Below are 14014 nucleotides of genomic sequence, written 5' to 3' on the forward strand. Positions count from 1 at the left end.
CAGCATTCGGATCAGGACACGCAGGACGCACCAGGCACAACGATTTTTCTGAGCGAGGGCCCCAACGAGCCCGAGCCCCCACCCCACGAGGAGAATCCATGGCAGAAGCAGCAACCGGCGGCAAGTCGGGCAAGGTCGTCATCCAAAACATCGGTCTTTTGTTGTCGGGCGACCTGGACCGCCCCATCCTCGACGCCGACACCATCGTCGTGAATGACGGCCTCATCGTCGCAGTAGGCCGTTACAAGGACTGCGACACCGAACACGCGCAGACAGTGATCGATGCGCGCCAGACCTGCGTGGCGCCGGGTTTGATCGACAGCCACGTTCACCCGGTCTTTGGCGACTGGACGCCGCGGCAAAACCAGATCGGCTGGATCGACTCCACCATGAACGGCGGCGTGACCACCATGGTCTCGGCCGGTGAAGTGCACCTGCCCGGCCGCCCCAAGGACATCGTGGGCCTGAAGGCGCTGGCCATCACCGCGCAGCGCTCGTTCGACAACTTCCGCCCCGGTGGCGTGAAGGTGATTGCAGGCGCCCCGGTCATCGAAAAAGGCATGACCGAGCAGGACTTCAAGGACCTGGCCGACGCGGGCGTGACGCTGCTGGGCGAAGTGGGCCTGGGCTCCGTCAAGGCGGGCTACGAGGCCCAGCAGATGGTGGCGTGGGCGCGCAAGCACGGCATCCAAAGCACCATCCACACGGGCGGGCCATCCATTCCGGGTTCGGGCCTGATCGACAAGGACGTGGTGCTGGAGGCCGATGCCGACGTGATCGGCCACATCAATGGCGGCCACACCTCGCTGCCCTGGAAGCACGTGTGCGAGCTGTGCGAGAAGTCGTCCCGCGCCATCGAGCTGGTGCACAACGGCAACGAGAAGATCGCCATCCAGGCCGCGCGCGCGGCCATCGAGCTCAAGTGCCCGCACCGCGTGATCCTGGGCACCGACGGCCCGGCCGGCTCGGGCGTGCAGCCACTGGGCATGCTGCGCATGATTGCGCTGATATCGAGCTTTGCCGACATTCCTGCCGAGCTGGTGTTCTGCTTTGCCACGGGCAACACGGCGCGCATCCGCAACCTGAACTGCGGCCTGGTCGAGCCGGGCCGCGCGGCGGACTTTGTGTTCATGGACCGGGCGCAGCACACGGCTGGCGCCACGCTGCTGGAGAGCGTGCAGCTGGGCGACATCCCGGGCATTGGCATGGTGATGATCGACGGCCTGGTGCGCTGCGGGCGCAGCCGCAATACACCACCCGCGACCGAGATCCCCGTAGTGCTGTAGCCCACGCTCATCCCACAAAAAAGCCCGCAATCAGCGGGCTTTCTGTTGGGGGATTTGCGGTCGAATCAATACGTGTCCGCCACACGCACCGCGCCGGGCTGTGCACGCGGGTAAGGTTCTTCAGCGCGCATGGCGGCACCATCGTCCACGCGGAAACCCTTGCCCTGCAGCACCACGGGTGTGCCCACGGCCGGGGGCTGGGCGCGGGTAAAGCGCCGCACTGAACCATCTTCCATGCGCACGGCGATCTGGTAGACCGTCTGCGTGCGCGTGCGCTCTTCCACCTTGTGGCCCACATAGCCGCCGCCCACGGCGCCCAGTACGGTGGCCGCCGTACGGCCCGAGCCCTTGCCCACCTGGTTGCCCACCACGGCCCCCAGCACACCGCCCGCTACCGCCCCCACGCCCGTGGCCGGGGCCGCCTGTTGCACCGCCTGCACCGACTCCACGCGACCACAGGTGGCACACACGGGAGCCTGTGCAGCGGTGCGCAGGGGTGGCTGCTGTTGCTGGTACTGCTGCGGGGCCTGCCCGGCATAGCCTTGCGAAGCTGCAGGCGGCTGATTTGCTGCACTATTCATAGCAATATTTCTATTACCGGAAAGCGCTGGAGCCGGTTTTTGTTGAAAATTCTCGACTCCGGTCATTCCGGACGCAGGCTGCGCCGCCACGGCCAGGGGTTGCGCGTCGGCGGTGGACTTGCCCGCGTTCTGCACCACCAGGGTCGTGCCCAGCGCCACCACGCTCACGCCCAGCACGCCGATGGCGGCCCACAGCCATTTGAGGGAGGGACCGGCCGCGCCGCCAAAGGCGCCAGCCTGCGCCACAGGAACGGCGGAAGTATTAGTGGGGGGCGAAACGATAAGGCTCATGATTTTTCTCCGGAAGGTCCAGAAAGCTCTGAATGAATGGTCGCCAGCGTAACCAGCAAGCCCGGAAATTCGGGCATAGCGGCTGTAAAGGACGTAAGAACGTGTTTACGACCTCCGAACCGGTTGAAGACTCAACCTATTGCGGCACATGCAGACGCCCCCGCACTGCGGGCAATGCACCCAGTTCCTGAAAGGCCCGGGCGCAGCTGGCAGAAAACAGCAGCACCGCCGACGAGAAGTAGATCCACATCAGCAACACCACCAGGGACCCCGCTGCGCCATAGGCCGACACCACCGCCGCCGTGGCTAGGTACCAGGCCAGCAGCTGCTTGCCCACCGTGAACAACGTGGCGCCCACCACGGCCCCAGCCATGATGCAGCGTGGCGGCGGCTTGGCCCCGGCGCCAATGCGCATCAGGCCCACAAACAGCGCCACGGCAAATCCAAAGGCGACCACTTCATTGACCAGCTGCATGGCAGGTGCCAACGGCGCCAACGCCAGGCGCGAGCCCGCCCAGCCCGCCAGCAGGTGGATCAGCGTGGACAGCGCCAGCGACACTAGCAACAGAAACCCCAGCGCCAGCACATAGGCCAGCCCGCGCAAGCGCAGCGATGCCATGCGCCACCAGGCGGCCCGCTGCGGCAACGGGCCCTCGCCACGCCACAGGTGCTCCAGCGCCGACTGCAATTCGACAAACACCCCCGTGGCGCCCGAGACCAGCACCACAAACCCCACCAGCGACGCCAGCCGCCCCTCGGCCGGGGCTTGGGCACTGGCCATCGCCTGCCGCACCACGTCGGCCACCTGCTGGCCCATCACAGCCTGCAACTGCGCGACGAGGTTGCTTTCCAGATAGCTGCGGTCCATCCACCAGCCCAGAACCCCCACCAGCAACAGCAACAGGGGCGCCAGGCTGAGCATGCCGTAGAACGACATGGCGGCGCTCATGCGCAGCCCATCGGCATCCAGCCAGAGCGTGGTGGCACGCCAGAAAGGCTGGAACAGGGTCCACACGGATTTGACAAGGCGCAGTGCGCGGCGCTTCAGGGAGGGTGCGGCCATATGCGGCAAGCCTAGGGCGACAGCCTGCGCGCGTCCATCCGCGTTTCGCTGCAACTGCAGTAGGCCTCATCCCACATCCGCCCCGGCCCTGCCAAAGTGCCCATGCCTGTTGCCCAGGCGACCCTCTGCCCGGCACAGGCGCGGGTATTCTGGAGACAAATCCCACCTGCCCAGAGACACCGCCCCATGCACCCCCACGCCCTTGCCCGCCTGCGCGCCGCACTTCAGACCCACGTCGGCCAGGGCCTGTTGCCCGGCGCAGTGGCTCTGGTGCACCACCAGGGGCGCACGGTGCTGCACGAAGCCATTGGGGCCCAGCGGCCCGGGGCGGGCGCACCCGCCATGGCGCCCGACACCGTGTTCCGCATCTACTCCATGACCAAACCGATTGCCTCGCTGGCGGCGCTGATGCTCATGGAAGAAGGCCGACTGCTGCTGTCGCACCCCGTCTCGCACTACCTGCCCGCGTTTGCGGGCCAGCGGGTGTACGACGCAGCCACCGGCACCACCACGCCTGCAGCGCGCGAGGCCACGGTGCACGACCTGCTGCGCCACACCGCCGGGCTGAGCTACGCGTGGGAGGCGGGCACGGTGCCCGACCAATACCGGGCGGCACGCGTCGGCTCGCGGCGCCACAACAATGCCGAGCTCGTGGCCGCGCTGGGCCCCCTGCCACTGGTGCACCAGCCCGGCAGCCGCTGGGAATACAGCCGCGCCACCGATGTACTGGGCGCGGTGCTGGAGGTGGTCGAGGGTGCCAGCCTGGGCACCCTCCTGAAACGCCGCGTGCTGGAGCCCCTGGACATGCACGACACCGGCTTTGTGGTGCCGCCCGACCGCCTGGCCGACCTGGCCGAGCCGTTTGCCCGGGACCCGCAGACCGGGGCCGAGGTGGCGCTGATCGACGTCTCTGCACCGCCCGCGTTTGAATCCGCTGGCGGCGGGCTGGTATCCACCGCCAGCGACTACGCGCGCTTTTTGCAGCTGATGCTGGGCCGGGGCTCCGTGCAAGGCCCGGACGGCCGCCCCGTCCGCCTGGCCAGCCGCGCCACCGTGGATTTCATGACCGCCGACCACCTGGGCAACATCCCCACCGCGGGCGACATCCTGCCCGCAGGCTACGGCTTTGGCCTGGGCGTGGCCGTGCGCAAGGCCACCGGCCTGGCCACCAGCCCCGGTTCGGCAGGCACCTACAGCTGGAGCGGAATGGGCGGCACCTTCTTTTTGGTAGACCCCGCCGAAGACCTCTTCGCCATCCTGCTCACCCAGGCACCCGGCCAACTGCGCACCCTCTGCGAGCTGTATCCGGCGCTGGTCTACGCCGCACTGTGAAAGCCTGAACGCTCCCCGCTGCTGCCAGGCCGCCAAGGGCCAGCGCGCACCACCCCCCTTACACTCGGCGTCCAGCGGCAGCTGCAGACAAACGGACAAACAGGCGGGCCCGCACGTACACAGGACAACATCTATGCAGATTCGCTGCGCTCTGGTCGGAATGCCCGGCTCGGGAAAATCCACCATCGGCCGGCAGTTGGCCCACCGGGCAGGGGTGCCTTTCATCGACCTGGACCACCGGCTGGAACAGACCATTGGCACCACCATCCGCAGCTTCTTCGAGGCCGAAGGCGAAGCCCGCTTTCGTGACCTGGAGGCGCAGGCCCTGGTCGACGTGGCTGGGCAGCCCGGCGGCATGGTCCTGTCCACGGGCGGCGGCGCCGTGCTGCGCCCCGAAAACCGCGAAACCCTGCGCCAGTTTGGCAATGTGCTGTACCTGCGCGCCTCGCCCGAAGAGATCTACCGGCGCGTCAAACACGACAAGACTCGCCCCCTGCTGCAGGGCGGCAACCCCATGGACAAGCTGCGCGACCTGTACACCCAGCGCGACGCCCTGTACCGCGAAACTGCCCACTACGTCATCGAAACCGGGCGGCCCACGGTGCACACGCTGGTCAACATGATCATGATGCAGCTGGAGATGGCGGCGGGGGCAGAGGGGACGCCCGCAGACAGCTAATCCCCAGCGCCACTGAAGCAACTCCCATTACAGCGATTTGCAGAATTCAGTCGGACGGCGCGTCGCTGGCAGCCCTGATGGCGGGCGAGGGAACATCCGTGGTTTTTCTCCACGCTGCAGTGTGCGACAAGCGCATGTGGCAGCACCAAATGAAGGCCGTGGCAGCCAGCGGCCACCAATTGGTGGTGTACGACCGCCGGGGGCATGTGATCTTCTGGGCGCCACAAGCGCACTCCTGAGCCGACACAACCATCTACGCTTCCATCGCAGACAGAAAAAATGGGGCGCAGACATCCGTCCACGCCCCCCGTCTTTGCGCTAACAGGCCGTCAAGCCCGGCCCAACGCGCCACTTCACATCATCACGGCACCAAAGCAGCCATCTCCCCCGCGGGCACCACCCCATAGTGGTCTAGCTGCATCGAATACTGCGCACGGCCTGAAGACAGGGCGCGCAGGCTACCGATGTAGCCGAACATCTCCTTGAGCGGTACCTCGGCCTCGACCGTGGCGGCGTTGCCGCGTTGGCCCTGGCCGCGCACCAGCCCGCGGCGGCGGTTCAAATCACCGATGGCATCGCCCAGGTAGTCGGCCGGGGTGATGACCTCCACGGCCATCACGGGCTCCAGCACCTGGGGGGCTGCCTTCGCAAAACCTTCGCGGAAGGCGGCCATGGCCGCCAGCTCGAAGGCCAGCGTGGACGAATCGCGCTCGTGGAAGCTGCCATCCACCAGCGTGGCGGCGAAGTCCACGGCGGGGAAGCCGGCGACCACGCCTGCCAGGGCGGCGCGGCGGATGCCGGCCTCCACCGCGGGGATGAATTCGCGCGGCACGGCGCCGCCGACGATGCGGTTGTCAAAGCGGATGCCTTCGCCCCGGGGCAGGGGTTCGAGCAGCAGCCTCACCTCGGCGAACTGGCCGGGGCCGCCCGATTGCTTCTTGTGCACATGGTGTACCTCCACACTCTTCGAAATGGTTTCGCGGTAGGCCACCTGGGGGCGGCCGACCGACACGTTGACGCCGTGGCGTGCGCGCAGCTTCTCGATCGAGACTTCGAGCTGCAGCTCGCCCATGCCGGACAGAATGGTCTGGCCGGATTCGGCGTCGTGCTGCAGCCTGAGGCTCGGGTCTTCGCGCAGCAGGGACTGCAGGGCCTTGGACAGGCCTTGCTGGTCCGCGCTCGCCTTGGGCTCGATGGCCACGTGGATCACCGGCTCGGGCACGCTGATCTGCTCCAGCACCACGGGATGGGCCGGGTCGCTCAGGGTGTGCCCCGTCAGCGTGTCCTTGAGGCCCACGACGGCGGCGATGTCGCCCGCCACCAGCTCGTCGCGCTCGATGTGCTTGTCGGCATGCACTTCGTACAGGCGCGACACGCGCTCGGTCTTGCCCGTGCTAGTGTTGAGCACCACGTCGCCGCGGGCCAGCCGGCCTGCGTACACGCGCACGAAGACCTTGGCGCCGTGGTCGTCGGTGACGACCTTGAACGCCAGGGCCTTGAACGGGTCCGCAGCGGTCTCGCTGCCTTCGCGCACGATGTCGTCCGGCGAGGGCAGGTAGTCCACCACGGCGTCGAGCAAGGGCTCCACGCCCCGGTTCTTGAAGGCCGAGCCGGCCAGCGCGGGCACGAAGGCGCCGGCCAGCACACCCTTGCGGATGGCGGCGTGCAGCACATCCACAGCGATCTCTTCGCCGTTCACATAGGCCTGCAGGGCCGCTTCGTCCTGCTCCACGGCAGCCTCGACCAGGCGGGCGCGGCTGCGCAACGCTTGCTCCAGCAGCTCGGCGGGCACGTCGGCTTCGCGGTAGGGCGCACTCGCGTCGTCCTTGTCCCAGATGCGGGCGCGCAGGCTCAGCAAGTCCACCACGCCGCGGAAGTCGCCTTCCGCACCGATGGGGATCTGCAGCGGCACCACGCGCACGCCCAGGCGCTCTTCCATCATGGCCACCACGCGGTGGAAGTCGGCGCCTACGCGGTCGAGCTTGTTGATGAAGGCGATGCGCGGCACACGGTACTTGTCTGCAAGGCGCCAGTTGGTCTCGGTCTGCGGCTCCACGCCGGCCACGCCGTCGAACACGACGACCGCGCCATCGAGCACGCGCAGCGAGCGGTTCACCTCGATGTTGAAGTCGATGTGGCCGGGCGTGTCGATCAGGTTGAGCTGCGTGCCTTTCCAGTGCACGGTGACGGCCGCGCTGTTGATGGTGATGCCGCGCTTTTGCTCCTGCGGGTCGAAATCCATGTGCGCGGTGCCGTCGTGCACTTCGCCGATGCGGTGGCTTTCGCCCGTGTAGAACAGGATGCGTTCGGTGGTCGTGGTCTTGCCCGCGTCGACGTGGGCGATGACACCGAGGTTGCGCAGATGGGCGTTGCTGGTATGGCGTGAATTCTTGGTCATGGCGAATCTTTCAATCATCTTTCTTGCGGCTGCACTCGGCTCTGCGAGCAGCTGCCGCCTGGTTGGCTTTGCGCCAGCCCAGGCATGAAGGATTCGCCTGGTCGCTAGCGTCTGAGATGTGTGCTGTCGCCGGAGCCCGGGCGCACGGGGCTCATGCTCCGGCGGTCGGGAATCGTGGCGATCAACTTGTCGTAGGTACGCATAGGTTGGTGTGAAGCAAGTAAGTCGAAAAACAAAAAACCCCGGGAGGGACAAAGCCTGCCGGGGTTTGGAGGTCCGGAAGGCGCAAGGTCCTCCGACACGCGATCAGGGGGCGCAACTAGGTGGCGAACGATGCCTTGATCACGTTGGTGAGAATTTTCATAAGAGCGAATTATCCTCCTCGCGCAGCAAGCTTGCAAGCGACCCACCTGCGCTTGCCATTTTCAGGCTGGCAGCAGCCGCGCCACCCACGAGCAACTACCGCCTGCCGCTGCCGGAGCAGACAGTGGTCGCCGCTGCGCGCATGCCGGTTCAAGGAAAGAACCGCTTCAGCGCATCTTCAAACGCGGGCACATCCGCACCCACGTGCGAGGTGCTGTACTCGGCCTTGAGCATCACCAGGCCCGGCAGGTTCTGCGAGGCCATCTGGTTGAAAAGAGGGATGCTTATCAGCGGGTGGTTGCCACCGCTTGCCCCCGCGAGCAACAAGGTCGTGGGCAAGGGCTTGCCGTCGATCTGTTTTTCAAACGCCAACACCCCTGCAGGGCTGGTGTGCTCCCCCACGCTGCATTCGGTTGAGAGGTAGTGTGAAAAGCTGGGCGGCACACCCGCACGGGCCTCCAGTATCAGCGCCGCCACCACAAAGTAGCCGCCATGGGACAAGCCCGACAACACCCGGCGTTTGGGGTCGGCACGGTACTGCCGCTCGATGGCTGGCGCCAGTTCTTTCACAAGGAAGTCGAGGTACTTGGCTGCGCCCGGCATGAGGAAGTCGGTACCCCGCCAGGCAGTGCCGCCAATGCCGACCAGAATGGCCTGGGTCCCCCGCCGCTGCAGCACCTCCTTGAAGGTGTCGAAGCGGGAGCGATTGGGGCCGCCGTACTGGGCATCACCCTCGGTTGCATAGATGACGGGCAGGGTCGCTGTGCCCGTGGCGTATGACTCGGGCAAGAAAACCTGAACAGGGTAGGTGCTGCCATTGGAGGCCGACTTGATGGTGGAGTTGATCACCTGGCCTACCGGCGCGGGTGCTTCTCCATCGCCAGAGCCTCCGCCCCCGCACGCTGCCAAAGCGGCAGCTACCGCCGCAGTGAGCGCAGCGCGGCGCGTTTGCTGGAATCCTGTGTTCATGGGTGTGCTCCTGTCGCGCCATTGTGGCAGTGCGAAGTTACGTTGGGGCTGCCGGCCAGAGCACGCGCCCCCTTGTACCGCCCAAGCCGTCAAAATCACCCTTCGTCCTGCACCGCGCGGATGCAGGTGTGCATCTCAGTTTTGGAGACCCTCACCATGCCCAGCAAAAACACCATCTGCCTCTGGTTCAACGGCAACGCCCTGGATGCCGCCAAGTTCTACGCTGCCACCTTCCCTGACAGCGCAGTAGGCCGTGTGATGCACGCGCCGGGGGACTATCCTGCGGGCCAGCAGGGCGACGTATTGACGGTGGAGTTCACCGTGCTGGGCATTCCGTGCCTGGGGCTCAACGGGGGCCCGGCGTTTGTGCACAGCGAGGCGTTTTCGTTTCAGGTGGCAACGGACGACCAGGCCGAGACGGACCGGCTGTGGAACGCCATCGTTGACAACGGTGGCCAGGAAAGCGCTTGCGGCTGGTGCAAGGACCGGTGGGGGCTGTCGTGGCAGATCACGCCACGGGTGTTGACGCAGGCCGTCACCGACCCCGACAGAGCGGCTGCCAAGCGTGCGTTCGACGCGATGATGGAGATGCGCAAGATCGACATTGCAGCCATTGAGGCGGCTTGGCGCGGGTGATTGGCATCTGGCTGGTTTCGGCCGATTTTCTGGAATGATTTTGAGGCCAAACCGGCCTCTGGCGCTTTTCCATCAAGCGCCATAAGCTATTCATTCGATAGCACCACATCTCTACCCTGCCCCACCACCGGCGCGTGCTGCGCCATCAGCCCCACCACCCAGTCGATGAACACCCGCACCTTGGCGCTCACGTGGCGGTTGGGCGGGTAGGCCACGTACAGCGGCATGGGGTCCATCGTCCAGTCTTCAAACAGGGGCACCAGCTCGCCGCGGGCCAGGTGGGGCTGGGCCATGTAGCTGGGCAGCCAGAGCAACCCCATGCCCGCCAGGCCTGCGGCCAGGTAGGCGTTGCCATCATCCAGCGCGCACACGTAGCGGCCTTGCACCTGCACGCTTTCCGCGCCCCGGCGCATGGCGTAGGGCACAGGGCGGCCGGTGCGGGCCCACAGGAATCCAACGGTGCGGTGGTGCGTGTCGGCGTCGTCCAGCACCTGCGGGTGCGTGGGGGTGCCAGCCCGACGCAGGTAGCTGGGGGCGGCGAACACGCGCAGGGGGAGGTCGCCCACGTGGCGCGCGACAAGGGACGGGTCGGTGATGGTGCCGCCGCGCACCACGCAGTCCACGTTGTCGGCCACCATGTCCACGCGGCGGTCGCTCACACCCATGTCAAGCTGGATGTCGGGGTATTGCGCGTGGAACGCAGGCAGCGCGGGGACGAGGATGAGGCGGGCCAGCGGACTGGGCACGTCCACCCGCAGGCGGCCCCGGGGCGCGGCGGATGCGGTGGAGAGACTGGTCTCTGCGTCGTCCAGATCGGCCAACAGGCGCACCACGCGCTCGTAGTAGGCAGCGCCGTCGGCCGTGACCTGCACGCGGCGTGTGGTGCGGTGGAGCAGCTTCACGCGCAGGCGGGCCTCGAGCTGCTGCACCAGCTGCGTGGCGGTGGTGCGGCTCATGTGCAGGGTGTGGGCGGCTTTGGTGAAGCTGCCGGACTCCACCACGCGGGCAAAGGCCTGCATTGCGTCAAAACGGTCCATGGCGGGCCCATTGTTCAAAGATTGTTTGGATTCTAAGAACAGTGGTGGGCAGAGTTGCCTGTTTATCGGCCGGGCGCGCACTCCTACAGTGCCTTCATCGTTAACCACGGGGCAATTTGCTGGCCCCACTGAAGGAGTTCTCTCATGCCACCACGCGAAGTTGTTTTTCCGGCTGGTCGCCAAGCGCTGTACGAGCGCAACCGCTATTCGCCTGCGGTGCGGTCCCACGGGTTTCTGTTCGTGTCGGGCCAGGTAGGCAGCCGCGAAGATGGCTCGCCCGAGCCCGACCTGAAGGCGCAGGTGCGGCTGGCGTTCACCAACCTGAACGCGGTGCTGCAGGCGGCGGGCTGCACGTTTGACGATGTAGTGGACGTGACGATGTTTGTGGTCAACCCCGAGGCCAACTTTGAAACCGTGTGGAGTGTTGTGCCCGAGTTCTGGGGCGAGGCGCCCCACCCCACCCTGACGGGCATTGGCGTGACCTGGCTGTACGGGTTTCAGTTCGAGATCAAGGTGATTGCCCAGCTGCCGCAAGGCCAGCGCCACTGAAGGTTGTATGGAAGGGGTGGCTGCAAACTTTGAATGAAATCAGCCCCTAGCGCTTATCCATCAAGCGCCAAAAGCTACCAAATTCATAGCATCACAGATTCGGCGCCAGCAGCCGCACCAGCACCGCCTCGTCCATCCCCCGGCGCTGGGCCATGTCGTGCAATTGGTCTTCACCGATCTTGCCGACGTTGAAATACACCGCGTCGGGGTAGCCGATGTAGAAGCCACTCACGCTGGCGGCCGGCATCATGGCCAGGCTTTCGGTCAGCGTCATGCCAACTTCTTCGCACTGCAGCACACGGAACAGCTCGCTTTTGGCGCTGTGGTCCGGGCAGGCGGGGTAGCCGGGCGCGGGGCGGATGCCGTGATACTTCTCGGCAATCATGTCGTCGTTGCTCAGCGCTTCGCCAGCGGCATAGCCCCACAGGTCGGTGCGCACGCGGTGGTGCAAGGCTTCGGCAAAGGCTTCGGCCAGGCGGTCGGCCAGGCTCTTGAACATGATGGCCGAGTAGTCGTCCAGCGCGTCGATGAAGGCCTTTTCCTTCTTCTCGATGCCCAGGCCCGCCGTGACCGCGAACATGCCTGCGTAGTCGGCAATGCCGCTGCTCTTGGGCGCGACGAAGTCAGCCAGGCAGCGGCTGGGGCGGGTCACGCCGTCGATGGTGTGCTTTTCGGCTTGCTGGCGCAGGCCGTACCAGGTCATGGCCACCTCGGTGCGCGTCTCGTCGGTGTAGAACTCGATGTCGTCGTCGTTCACGCTGTTGGCGGGGTACAGGCCCATCACGCCGCTGGCGGTGAGCCAGCGGCCTTCTATGATCTTTTTCAGCATGGCCTGCGCGTCGGCGAACACGCGTGTGGCCTCCACGCCCACGACCTCGTCGGTCAGGATGGCGGGGTACGGCCCGGCCAGGTCCCAGGTCTGGAAGAACGGACCCCAGTCGATGTACTTGGCCAGCTCGGCCAGGTCGAAGTTCTTGAACACGCGGCGGCCCAACGCACGCGGCACAGCGGGCTGGTAGGCGGCCCAGTCCACGGGTGTCTTGTTGGCGCGGATCTTGGCCAGGGGCCACAGGGGTGTGGCCTTTTTGTTGGCGTGCTGGGTGCGCACCTTGTCGTAGTCCGCGTTCAACTCATCCACGTAGTTCTGCACGCCGTCGCCCAGCAGGCTCTGCGCCACGCTCACGCTGCGCGAGGCATCGGGCACGTAGACCACGGGGCCTTCGTAGTGCGGCGCGATCTTCACCGCCGTGTGCACGCGGCTGGTGGTGGCGCCGCCGATGAGCAGCGGAATCTTCTTGATGCGGAAGTGCTCGTCCTTCTGCATCTCGCCCGCCACGTACTGCATCTCTTCGAGGCTGGGGGTGATGAGTCCCGACAGGCCCACGATATCGGCGCCCTCGACCTTGGCACGCGCCAGGATCTCGTGGCAGGGCACCATCACGCCCATGTTCACCACCTCGAAGTTGTTGCACTGTAGGACCACGGTAACGATGTTCTTGCCGATGTCGTGCACGTCGCCCTTGACGGTGGCGATGACAATCTTGCCCTTGCTGCGCACATCGCGCCCCGCCAGTTCGTCCTGGCGCTTTTCTTCTTCGATGTAGGGGATCAGGTGGGCCACGGCGCTCTTCATCACGCGCGCGCTTTTCACCACCTGGGGCAAGAACATCTTGCCCGCGCCAAACAGGTCGCCCACCACGTTCATGCCGTCCATGAGCGGGCCTTCGATCACATGCAGCGGGCGGCCGCCCTTGGCCAGGATGGCGCGGTAGGCCTCTTCGGTGTCTTCGGTGATGAAGTCGGTGATGCCGTGCACCAGGGCGTGGCTCAAGCGTTCGCCCACCGTCTTCGGGTGCTCGGGTGTGCCACGCCATTCGAGCCGCTTGCTCTCGTCCTTGGCGCCGCTCTTGGCGGTTTCGGCGATCTCGACCAGGCGCTCACCGGCGTCGGGGCGGCGGTTGAGCACCACGTCTTCCACGCGCTCGCGCAGCTCGGGCTCCAGGTCGTCGTACACGCCCACCATGCCGGCGTTGACGATGCCCATGTCCATCCCGGCCTTGATGGCGTGGTACAGGAACACGGTGTGGATGGCCTCGCGCACGGGGTCGTTGCCGCGGAAGCTGAACGACACGTTCGACACACCGCCGCTCACCTTGGCGCCCGGCAGGTTCTGCTTGATCCAGCGCGTGGCTTCGATGAAATCGACGGCGTAGTTGTTGTGCTCTTCAATGCCGGTGGCCACGGCAAAGATGTTGGGGTCGAAGATGATGTCTTCGGGCGGGAAGCCGACTTCATCGACCAGGATGCGGTAGGCACGCTCGCAGATTTCGATCTTGCGCTCGTAGGTGTCGGCCTGGCCTGTTTCGTCAAACGCCATCACCACCGCAGCGGCGCCATAGCGGCGCACCAGGCGTGCCTCGTGCTTGAACTTGTCCACGCCCTCCTTCATCGAGATGGAGTTGACGATGCCCTTGCCCTGCACGCAGCGCAGGCCGGCCTCGATTACCTCCCACTTGGAGCTGTCCACCATGATGGGCACGCGCGCGATGTCGGGCTCGGACGCGATGAGCTGCAAAAACCGCACCATGGCGGCCTTGCTGTCGAGCATGGCTTCGTCCATGTTGATGTCGATGACCTGCGCGCCGTTCTCCACCTGCTGGCGGGCCACGGCCAGGGCTTCTTCGTACTGGCCGTTCAAAATCATGCGCGCAAACGCCTTGGAGCCGGTGACGTTGGTGCGCTCGCCGATGTTGACGAACAAGGTGCCCTCGCCAATGGAGACGGGCTCCAGGCCAGACAGTTTCATGGGGGGCAGGGATACAGCGGACAT

General features: G+C 65.9%; 12 protein-coding genes. 6 read left to right on the forward strand and 6 right to left on the reverse strand.

Going from position 1 to position 14014, the window contains the following annotated elements; translation table 11 throughout:
* Positions 1-98: 98 nt before the first annotated feature.
* Positions 99-1286, forward strand: a complete 1188-nt coding sequence (locus IB243_RS09430; RefSeq protein ID WP_192426530.1) for an amidohydrolase family protein — start codon at positions 99-101, stop codon at positions 1284-1286.
* 65 nt (positions 1287-1351) lie between these two features.
* Here IB243_RS09430 and IB243_RS27355 read toward each other — a convergent pair whose 3' ends face one another.
* Together IB243_RS27355 and IB243_RS09440 are read right to left on the reverse strand one after the other, a co-directional pair.
* Positions 1352-2158: a glycine zipper 2TM domain-containing protein gene (locus IB243_RS27355; RefSeq protein WP_225584865.1), complete on the reverse strand. Its 807-nt coding sequence runs from the start codon at positions 2156-2158 to the stop codon at positions 1352-1354.
* A gap of 136 nt (positions 2159-2294) precedes the next feature.
* Complete coding sequence (locus IB243_RS09440) at positions 2295-3221, reverse strand: YihY/virulence factor BrkB family protein (RefSeq protein ID WP_192426531.1); 927 nt, start codon at positions 3219-3221, stop codon at positions 2295-2297.
* 186 nt (positions 3222-3407) lie between these two features.
* On the opposite strand from IB243_RS09440, the gene IB243_RS09445 reads away from it, so the two are divergent.
* From IB243_RS09445 to IB243_RS09455, 3 genes are all read left to right on the forward strand, one after another.
* Positions 3408-4553: a serine hydrolase gene (locus IB243_RS09445; protein ID WP_192426532.1), complete on the forward strand. Its 1146-nt coding sequence runs from the start codon at positions 3408-3410 to the stop codon at positions 4551-4553.
* Positions 4554-4686: 133 nt separating this feature from the next.
* The gene (locus IB243_RS09450; protein WP_192426533.1) at positions 4687-5232 is read left to right on the forward strand and encodes a shikimate kinase; all 546 of its coding nucleotides are present in this window, start codon (positions 4687-4689) and stop codon (positions 5230-5232) included.
* 98 nt (positions 5233-5330) lie between these two features.
* Positions 5331-5471, forward strand: coding sequence for a hypothetical protein (locus IB243_RS09455; RefSeq protein ID WP_192426534.1), 141 nt, complete (start codon positions 5331-5333; stop codon positions 5469-5471).
* 122 nt (positions 5472-5593) lie between these two features.
* Here IB243_RS09455 and fusA read toward each other — a convergent pair whose 3' ends face one another.
* Positions 5594-7630 carry an elongation factor G gene (fusA, locus tag IB243_RS09460; RefSeq protein WP_192426535.1) on the reverse strand — a complete coding sequence of 679 codons (2037 nt, stop codon included), beginning with the start codon at positions 7628-7630 and terminating at the stop codon, positions 5594-5596.
* Between the two features lie 513 nt (positions 7631-8143).
* Entirely contained in the window at positions 8144-8962 is an 819-nt protein-coding gene (locus IB243_RS09465; protein WP_192426536.1) for an alpha/beta hydrolase, read from the reverse strand.
* A gap of 156 nt (positions 8963-9118) precedes the next feature.
* Here IB243_RS09465 and IB243_RS09470 point away from each other — a divergent pair, with 156 nt between their 5' ends.
* The gene (locus IB243_RS09470) at positions 9119-9598 is read left to right on the forward strand and encodes a VOC family protein (protein ID WP_192426537.1); all 480 of its coding nucleotides are present in this window, start codon (positions 9119-9121) and stop codon (positions 9596-9598) included.
* Positions 9599-9684: 86 nt separating this feature from the next.
* On the opposite strand, the gene IB243_RS09475 is transcribed toward IB243_RS09470, so the two are convergent.
* Positions 9685-10635, reverse strand: a complete 951-nt coding sequence (locus tag IB243_RS09475) for a LysR family transcriptional regulator (RefSeq protein ID WP_192426538.1) — start codon at positions 10633-10635, stop codon at positions 9685-9687.
* A gap of 144 nt (positions 10636-10779) precedes the next feature.
* Between IB243_RS09475 and IB243_RS09480 the strand changes: the two genes are divergently transcribed.
* A complete protein-coding gene (locus IB243_RS09480; protein ID WP_192426540.1) occupies positions 10780-11184 on the forward strand; it encodes a RidA family protein in 405 nt (134 codons plus the stop codon).
* A 91-nt stretch (positions 11185-11275) separates the two neighbouring features.
* Here the strand turns inward: IB243_RS09480 and metH are convergent, their stop codons facing one another.
* Positions 11276-14014 carry a methionine synthase gene (gene metH / locus IB243_RS09485; protein ID WP_192426542.1) on the reverse strand — a complete coding sequence of 913 codons (2739 nt, stop codon included), beginning with the start codon at positions 14012-14014 and terminating at the stop codon, positions 11276-11278.

Source organism: Acidovorax sp. ACV01 (genome assembly GCF_014851495.1).
In the GTDB taxonomy this organism is placed as follows: Bacteria; Pseudomonadota; Gammaproteobacteria; order Burkholderiales; family Burkholderiaceae_C; genus Acidovorax; species Acidovorax radicis.